The sequence below is a fragment of the Limnospira sp. PMC 1279.21 genome (assembly GCF_032349615.1).
Classification (GTDB): domain Bacteria; phylum Cyanobacteriota; class Cyanobacteriia; order Cyanobacteriales; family Microcoleaceae; genus Limnospira; species Limnospira fusiformis.
The window spans coordinates 1-8,477 of the sequence record NZ_JARPLU010000183.1; the positions used below are offsets into that span (position 1 = coordinate 1).

The window sequence follows — 8,477 nt, forward strand, 5'->3', positions numbered from 1 at the left end:
TCTGAACGTAGCCAGTTAAGGCTTAAGCTGGTCAGCTACCTGAAAGCGGGGGGCACGAAGCCCCCGTGCTTCAGCCGGGGGTGCTGACTTCGTCATTAATACATTCCCTCAAAGGGTCCTAGGAAGGTGGGTTTAGGGCGAAGAATATGGACTTGGACAACAGCTTTGACAACGGCTAGAAGTTCTCGCCGGGTATAGAATCGCATGGAATCATCCCGAAATTTGCCCCAGTCCGGTGTCCCAAAACCGATCGCATCAATCCCTAAACGATTGCATATATACACCGCACGGGGTAGGTGATATTGTTGGGTGATTAGTACCGCCGTCTCGATGCCAAAAATTTCCCTGGCGCGATAACAGCTTTCGTAGGTACTAAATCCCGCATAGTCCAGGCGAATGTCGTTTGCGGGAACTCCTTGGTCGATCGCATATAGCTGCATGGCCACTACCTCATTATATTCGGGAGTGCCATTGTCTCCGGTCATTAAAATCTTTTCAACCCGTCCCAGTTTGTACAGGTCGATCGCCCCCTGAATGCGATCGGCTAACATCGGTGTAGGGGTTCCATCCGCCCAAAGTCCCGCCCCAAACACGATCGCCACCGGTTTGTCAGGAACATCGGCGATCTCAGTGTAGCGGCGAGTTTGGGTGATCAAGTTAATATATAAGTTCAGCACAAATGGCGTAAGCAGTCCGCCAATAACTGATAACACCAATAATAAACGCCAGTGTAGTATTAACCATTTGGGCAACATAGTTTCAATCTGAGCGTAGCAGTTCAACATTTTACCAAAAAATTGCCGTGGCCGGGGAGCCTAGCTAATTTTTATAATTTACCCTCCCAGGGGCCTAGTTTCAGCAACATTGCCTAAATATAAACTATTCCCAGATACCTGGAAAATCCCACACAGAGAGGTTTGGCAACAAATTTGCCAAAAATTTGGTGAAAGGGGTTGACATATATCCGATAACCTACTACTATTATTAATTGTGCGAGGGAAACAAGCGAGAGCGACTTTCCAGCAACCTCGAAAGATTTTAAGTCTTTCCTGGTGTCTATGGCTCAGTGGAACCACACCGATCCATCCCGAACTCGGATGTGAAACGCTGAAACGGCGAAGATACTTGGCGGGTAGCTGCCTGGGAAAATAGCAAGATGCCAGGATTAATATAAACTATAGCTTCCTTCCAGTGATAAACGGAGGGGGGCTTTAGTTTTTAAGGAACAATAGCATGATTAAACCCAAATCAGCAATCTTACCGCCCTGGATAGTCCTAGACCCTCTGCTAAAACAGTGGTTAACTGAAGATATTGGTAGGGGCGATCGCACTACTGATGGTTTGTTGAGGGGGGAAAGTTTATGGGGAACAGCGCATTGGTCCGCGAAAGCGCCAGGAATTATGGCGGGGTTAGCAGTGGCGGCGCGGGTTTTTCAACTGTTAAGCGATCGCCTTGAGGTGACACCAACGGTGAAAGATGGCGATCGGTGCGATCGTGGACAAGTAATCCTACAATTAGAAGGACCCCTAGATGCTTTGTTGATGGGGGAAAGGGTAGCCCTAAATTTGGCGATGCGACTGAGTGGGGTAGCCACTTCCACCCGTGAATATGTGGATGCGATCGCTGATTTACCGACTCAACTGGTGGATACCCGCAAAACTACCCCAGGACTGCGACTGTTAGAAAAATATGCCGTCCAAGTCGGGGGGGCGAAAAATCATCGCATGGGACTTGATGATGCGGTTTTGATTAAAGATAATCATATTTTGGCGGCTGGGGGTATTGAAAAAGCGATCGCCCTAATTCGCGAAACTATGCCTTATCCTCTGACCATTGAGGTGGAAACCGAAACTATTGAACAGGTGAAAACGGCGGTAAATGCGGGGGCGGATATTATCATGTTAGATAATATGTCCGTAGCTATGATGCAAGAGGCGATCGAGATGATTCGCCAGTATAATAGCCGCATTAAAATTGAGGCATCAGGAAATATTACCCTACAAACTATTCGCCAAGTTGCCGAAATTGGTGTTGATTATATCTCCACTAGCGCTACTATTACCCGTTCCCCCTGGTTAGATATCAGCATGAATTTGGGACCCGGAAACTTGGGGATTAATGACCCTTCCAAAATTAGAATGATTTAACCTCAAACATCACAGCGCACTTGACAGGATGTTAAACCCAGAGCCTGTAGCATCTGGGTGATTTCCTGTTCATAAATAGGGTTCATGATAATCACCACATCTGGTTTATAGTCTACTAAAAATGCAGGGGGGACAATTTTTTGACCAGTTCCCGCTACATACATTCCCTGTTTGCGAGGGTTAATATCAACAACATATTCAATTGCTGTCTTGGCTGCTTTCATAAAGTTTAAGAATGTCACACCTTTGGAACCACTGCCCCAAATGACCACCCGCTGGCCTTGGTTAACCAGATCACCTAGTTTTTGTTCCCACTCTGATAACTTATCCTCAAACTTTTGTGAAAATTCAGCAATGCTGTTAGCTAACTGATTAACCTGTTCGGTTTCCGGTTTAATCGTGCGATCGCTATTAAGACTAGGCTGCGCTTCCAGACATAAAAATTGCCCTCGGAATTCTTCGGTTATTTGTTTAACCTCAAAACCACAGGATGAGAAAGCATAGGCTAAACTGACGGGCGCAAAATAACAGCAATGTTCATAAATAATATCCCAAACTGCCAGATTATCAAAAATATCTAAGGCATTAGGAACCTCAAAGAAAATCCCGGTTTCTGGTTTATTTCCCACTATTTGTGCTAGGGATTTTAGCAGGTTTGTGGGGGTGGGTATGTGTTCTAATGTGTGGCGACAGCAGATAAAATTTCCTTGGTAATCAGCATATTTTTCCGAATATAAATCCCGAATAAACTGGAGGCGATCGCCCAATTTTTCATGGTCAGGTAAAGGCACATAAGTCGGGTCAAAACCGATGCCGCGATTGTTCCCCAATTCACACAACAGCGTCAGAAATTCCCCTTTACCACATCCGATCTCAATAATAGTCTTTTCCTGTAAATTGTAGGTATTGATTAACCTTTCAGCTAAATTCTGAGCATACTGCTGAAACCGAGGGGAAAAATCCAGAGCATTTTCATAGACTTGCGTATATTCTAAACGTTGTGGGTCAAAAGCTATATTATCAATAAAACCGCAATCTTCACAGAAAGCCAGTTTCAAGTCCCCACGATTACAATTAATAGCCCCATCACGATCCGACCATAGGATATTACAAAAAACCGGAATATCCAACATTTCCCAAAATACCTGGCGATGTTCCGAACCGCATACCGGACAGATAGGTGTTTCTAACATAGTTATAGGTGCTAATATTTACCTACTAACATATCATTGTCCTGGTGATTTGCCTAGTAACGTTTCCCCAAGATACAAATCACAATGTAAGTTAATCAAACTTGACTTGCCAAACTGCTATAGAGTCGAGTATACTTGTAGTAAACATATTGCTCTATTTTTTGTTGAACAACTTATTTATATTAAAGTTATATAAAAACTATGAGCTTACCTATTCGCCAAGTGAAAGTTGTAGGATCTTATATTACCGCTCTCCAGTTCAGAGACCAAATTGAAACTATTTTGGAGTGGGGTTCTCGGCGACAAAGCCGGGTCGTTTGTGTGGCAAATGTTCATATGCTCATGGAAGCCTATTGGAATCCTGTATTTGCTCGGATATTAGAAAATGCTGATATGGTAACTCCTGACGGAATGCCTCTAGTCTGGATGATTCGGCAAGTAGGTATTCCTCAAGACCGAGTGGCAGGAATGGATATGCTCCTGAGTTTGTGTAACTTAGCACCCTTATATAATGTCAGCGTTTTTTTCTTAGGTTCTAAACCAGAGGTTCTGGAAAAAATGCAAACCAAAGTCCTCAATGAATTTCCCCATTTAAAGGTCGCGGGGTTTAAATCTTTGCCATTTCGCCCCCTGACTCAAGCCGAAGATGACGCATTAATTAAAGAAATTAACAATAGTGGGGCGGGGTTAATATTTGTTTCTCTGGGATGTCCTAAACAAGAAAAATTTATTCATCAGCATCGAGGCAAAATTCGGGCTGTGATGATTGGAATTGGGGCGGTGTTTCCCGTTTATGCAGGTTTTCATAATCGCGCCCCAGAGTGGGTGCGAGAGTCCGGCTTAGAATGGTTTTACCGATTAGTTCAAGAACCTAATCGTTTGTTTGGTCGCTATGCTAAGACTATTCCGCCGTTTATTTTATTAGCAACTAAACAACTATTAACTGAGTATCATTGGTTAGACCGGGTTAAAAAACAATACTCGGAAATTCCTAGTAATGTATTAATTGAAGCGCCCAGGGGTTTAGTCTATCGACCTGTGGGGCGTGTCTTACAAAGGGCGGGTTTACTTTCTCCAGATCAAGTACAGATGGTTTTACAAACTCAGCGAGCCGGAAAAAACCTGCGTTTTGGAGACATTTTAACTTCCCAAGGTTTACTGAAACCGGAAACCATAGAGTTTTTCACAGAGCAGTTACCTGAATTAGCTATTCACAGAGAACAGCATCCTTTAGGGTACTATTTAAAATCAGCGGCTTTATTAAATGAACATCAAATTCAGATAATTTTAGAAAAGCAACATAAAACCGGACTGAGGTTTGGAGAAATGGCAATTAGTAAGGGATGGGTTAAACCGGAGACCGTGGACTTATTTTTGGAGTTTATGGAACCGGAAATGTAATTAATAGGTTATGGTCATTAAAGGTGTAAAGTCTTTGATGGCTTGCTCAAATAAATTAAGTATTTTGGGTTTTTGGGAAAAATACACTAGGCGCTTGGACAGCAGCTTGCATCAACTCCCAACCCAGCCTTTTCCACTTCCACGAGACCCACCTACCCATTTGACCATAGCAATATAGCTTTTCGGAAAATGTGATAGGAACCCGATTAATCACTTTGATATATTGAAATAAAAGCGTCCAATTGGTGAGTGAAAACTTTCTAGTTGTCTGAGAGTTATACCAATTCAAAAGAGCCAAACTACCAGCATCTTTGCGGATGGCTCGTGAGGTTTGGGAATGCTCCCTATAAAAGAAAAGAGGTTGAGGAATTTCATAGAACTCGCCTCTAAGTGCGAGTTCAGCAGCCAAGGGTAAGTCAGCCCATATATAATCTCCAATTAGCTGAGTTTTTCTCAGTTCATCAGTTCTCATTAAGCCAAATACCATGTGTCCTGGCATATACTTACGTTGTTGCCAAAGGTCATGATATTGTTTAAATCGCTCCGTGGGTTTTGGCGATCGCAAATTGAGAATATCAGCATGAGATTTGAGCGGATTTCCTTGTTCATCAATCCAGTATTCTTGAGGGTAACACAAAACAGCAGACGGGTGACTATCCAAGGCTTCTACACAGCGTTCTAAAAACTCGGGAGCATATAAATCATCGTGTGCTGCCCACTTAAAATATTCAGCGGTAGACAATTCAAAAGTTCGATTATAATTTTTAGCGGCACCCAAATTTTCTGGATGGCGATAGTAACGGATACGTTTATCCCTAGCCGCATAATCTCGGCAAATTTCCTCAGTCCTGTCCGTGGAAGCATTATCACAAATAATCAGTTCAAAATCATCAAAAGTCTGAGACAATAGACAATCTAAAGTTTCCTGTATAAAATTTTCCCCATTGTAGACAGGCATACCAATGCTAACGCGGGGATGAGGAGGATAAGTTTGTACCATATTTTACCTGTAGCCTCTCATGTGAATAAAAGTTGAATAAGCAGATCTCAACTCAACCGTCAATCAACCATCAATCCTCCTTTTCAGGATTACACATAAACAAAAGAGGAACTATTTAAACTGATATTGTTCATTCCTTGCACAATACCAATAAGTTCATCAGTAACATCGCCTTTATAGAAGATAGCCAACCCATTAGGTAAGCCTTGGGGACTATCTGCGAGGCGATAATCTTCTGAGCTACCGTGAAGCTGAATCACATCATTATCAAAATCAGTAATCAGAGCATAATCTTGCCAACCGGGTTGGTCATCAATGCCATCATCATAGTACACAGAATTACTGTCACCTAAGACAAATGTATCAAAACCGCCATTTCCTGTCAATATATCTATTTGTCCGCGTCCAGGATTAGAGGAATTGGGGTCTGTTCCATTCAGCCAATCATCGCCTTGAGTACCAACTATGGTATTAACGGGAACCCGATTTAAAGAGGTAGAACTATAGTAGCCAGGAAGTCCCACAGTTCGTCTGGTTTCCAGGTTCTGAATTTCCTCTACTCCGACAGCGGGTAAAGGCTCACCCTTGAAAGATCGGAAACTGGCTGCGACATAGCTTAGAGAGGATTCATTATTAATAAAAACGGGGATATCTCCAAATTCTCCATGGAGTATATAAGCGCCCAAAACTTCAGTTTTTCCACCATTAACAGTCTCAACTAATGTCCCCTCATCCTCAGTTTTGTAGCCAAGAATCCACAAATTACCGCCATCATTCTTAATTCGGGGAGTGTGAATAGTCTCGGGATTAATTTGACGAGCCCAAACATTTTGATTAGTGAAAGACCAAGGACCGCCACTGATATCTTCAATATATAAATCCCCAGTTCCTTGACTGGTGTTAAAATACTGATTAATAATCATATTGGACATAACCATAGTCCGATCGCTGTCTTGAACAAAGGTAATATTTGGAGCTTCCAAACGCTCCACAGAGACGACATCGGTAGTGCCATCAGCGACAGTAATTGTGCCACTACCTAGAATAGTAGCTTCTGTGCCAATAAAGCGCTGTAGATTATTTCTTAACTGAAGATTACCACCAATATTCCATACCCCATTAGGTAGGTAAACGGTACTAGCACCAGAATCGATCGCCGCCTGAATTGCCAGGGTATCATCAATGCCATCATTAGGCAAACCACCAAAAGCCAAAGGACTGACCCAATCAGACAAATCATCCCAAGGGACTACGGGAGTTGGCAAAACTTCCAGTTCAAAAGCCTGAGTGGGAGCATCAAATAGGGTATTAAAGCCACCACGCGCCATCCACTCAGCCACATAACCATCAGGTTGAGACAAGTTACCTCGTCCATTATCATCCTGTAGAATAGCCAGTTCATAACCAGAGGTATTGAGATTATTAACATACATCCCTTTTTGATTATGAATAGCAGGTTGAGTGGCGGCTGCACCGACCCCAGTTAAGTTAGCATCCATAATCGTAAAATCACTGGAACCATCAGGCATATTCCAAATGACGGGAACGGCATTAGTGCTTTCTAAGTCTCGCACAAACAGAGTTTGATTAAAATTCTGCCAACCATAAACATTTTGATTAACAAGTTTAACGCCTTCGAGTGTTTGAGTAGCGGTAGGATTCCAAGTCCGAATACCGACATCAAATCCGACGACTTCGACATCCTTAACCAGTAGAGGTCCATTTTCATCGGTGGCGAGATCAAGACCGATCGCACCTTGTCCATCACGGGAAACTATGCGAACATTATTGAGAGTTCCCTGGTTGTTTGCTATAAAATTAATAGCGATCGCATCTGGGTTTCCCTGACCCACATCAACAGTCAAATCCCTGATACTATTGCGGAACCTTTGAGCGGGTGGATTTCCGGTATCAATAACCGCAGTATCAAAACCCAAATTATCTTGAAGTCTAATAATAGTGCCATCACGGCTTTCCCCCTGAAGAATATTGCGCTTTTCACTGCCAGGGTATGCAATCCTTCCACTAACATCATAAACCCCATTAGGGAAGTAAATAATCCGATTTTGACCAGCATTCTCATTAATAGCTTGCTGAATAGCAGCAGTATCATCTATACCATCATTAGGAATCGCTCCATAATCCCTAACATCAACCACACCTGCATCAGCCGGGAAAACAATATTTTGAGTCGGTGTATTAGCGCTAAAATCAACGGTAAAACTACCCAAAGTGGCAGTTGGGATAAAATTACCTGCCATATCACTAACAGCATTGGGTTCCATGATGACGGTATAAGTTCCGCCGTCGGAGACATCCCAAACGCCGCCAGAAGGTGTAATTTGATAGGTAGCATTCCGGGTGTTTCCATTTTCCTCACCGTAGACACGCACCAAACTAGCCAGTTGCTGAACCCCTAATGGTCCTATAACCCGGATATCGGCATCATCTAAAGTAGATTCTTGAATTTCCCAGTCATCAGAGTAGCTAACCGTGAAAGCATATCCGGTATCACTACCCAAGATAGGAGTCAAATCAGGAGCCAGTAAAGCCGCCGTTGGGGGTGACAGGTCTGGGGTATCTTCTGGGATAATAGGAGCGGCTGTATTGAAGAAGTAATCGACCTGGCTGGTAAAGGTAGGAGATGATGAACTTCCGGCATTTCCCGCAAATAACCCCACCTGTTGCACTTGTAAGGCTTGGGTAAAACTCCCGGCGGTCGTCCAAGTTGAACT

The 8,477-nt window shown here is 43.2% G+C and carries 6 protein-coding genes and 1 rRNA gene; 3 read left to right on the plus strand and 4 right to left on the minus strand.

The features are described from left to right. Positions 1 to 95: 95 nt before the first annotated feature. Positions 96 to 785 (minus strand): vancomycin high temperature exclusion protein, encoded by a 690-nt coding sequence (locus P5683_RS20475; RefSeq protein WP_006667881.1) that lies wholly within the window; start codon positions 783 to 785, stop codon positions 96 to 98. 263 nt (positions 786 to 1,048) lie between these two features. On the opposite strand from P5683_RS20475, the gene rrf reads away from it, so the two are divergent. Then, positions 1,049 to 1,165: ribosomal RNA gene (gene rrf / locus P5683_RS20480) — 5S ribosomal RNA — on the plus strand. Positions 1,166 to 1,233: 68 nt separating this feature from the next. Next, a complete protein-coding gene (gene nadC, locus P5683_RS20485; RefSeq protein WP_315640978.1) occupies positions 1,234 to 2,148 on the plus strand; it encodes a carboxylating nicotinate-nucleotide diphosphorylase in 915 nt (304 codons plus the stop codon). A gap of 2 nt (positions 2,149 to 2,150) precedes the next feature. Here nadC and P5683_RS20490 read toward each other — a convergent pair whose 3' ends face one another. After that, complete coding sequence (locus P5683_RS20490; protein WP_006621590.1) at positions 2,151 to 3,341, minus strand: class I SAM-dependent methyltransferase; 1,191 nt, start codon at positions 3,339 to 3,341, stop codon at positions 2,151 to 2,153. A gap of 201 nt (positions 3,342 to 3,542) precedes the next feature. Between P5683_RS20490 and P5683_RS20495 the strand changes: the two genes are divergently transcribed. Beyond that, positions 3,543 to 4,742 (plus strand): WecB/TagA/CpsF family glycosyltransferase, encoded by a 1,200-nt coding sequence (locus tag P5683_RS20495; protein ID WP_008057052.1) that lies wholly within the window; start codon positions 3,543 to 3,545, stop codon positions 4,740 to 4,742. A 55-nt stretch (positions 4,743 to 4,797) separates the two neighbouring features. Here P5683_RS20495 and P5683_RS20500 read toward each other — a convergent pair whose 3' ends face one another. Beyond that, entirely contained in the window at positions 4,798 to 5,742 is a 945-nt protein-coding gene (locus P5683_RS20500) for a glycosyltransferase family 2 protein (RefSeq protein WP_006621592.1), read from the minus strand. 89 nt (positions 5,743 to 5,831) lie between these two features. Beyond that, on the minus strand, positions 5,832 to 8,477 hold a 2,646-nt coding region (locus tag P5683_RS20505), incomplete at its 5' end, for a glycosyl hydrolase family 28-related protein (RefSeq protein ID WP_315669475.1).